This is a genomic window from Aromatoleum evansii, from assembly GCF_012910805.1.
Classification (GTDB): domain Bacteria; phylum Pseudomonadota; class Gammaproteobacteria; order Burkholderiales; family Rhodocyclaceae; genus Aromatoleum; species Aromatoleum evansii.
Map to the genome: position 1 here is coordinate 1 of NZ_WTVK01000261.1, position 415 is coordinate 415.

1 protein-coding gene is annotated in these 415 nt (G+C 65.8%); it reads left to right on the plus strand.

Annotated features, from left to right (window positions below; all coding sequences use genetic code 11):
• Nucleotides 1-53 precede the first annotated feature (53 nt).
• A partial coding sequence (locus GO615_RS30045) for a MaoC family dehydratase (protein ID WP_169133103.1) occupies nucleotides 54-415 on the plus strand: 362 nt, incomplete at its 3' end.

Sequence of the window (415 nt, forward strand, 5' to 3'; positions counted from 1 at the left end):
GTGCTGTACGTCGCCGGCGGACCGCTCTGCTGAACCGGGACGAGGAGAACACCATGCGAACGTTCAACGGACTCGACGAGCTCAAGACGGCTGTCGGCGAGCATCTCGGCACGAGCGAGTGGCACGAGATCACGCAGAAGATGGTCGACCAGTTCGCGGACGCCACCGGCGACCACCAGTGGATCCACATCGACCCCGAACGCGCCAAGAGCGGCCCGTTCGGCACGACCATCGCGCACGGCTACCTGACGTTGTCGCTCGCGCCGATGCTGTCGTCGGAGATCTGGACGATCGAAGGCATCACGATGGCCGTCAACTACGGCTCGAACAAGGTGCGCTTCACGCAGCCCGTGCCCGTGGGATCGCGGGTGCGCGGCAGCATCGTGCTCGACAGCGTCGACGAGAGCCCCAAGGG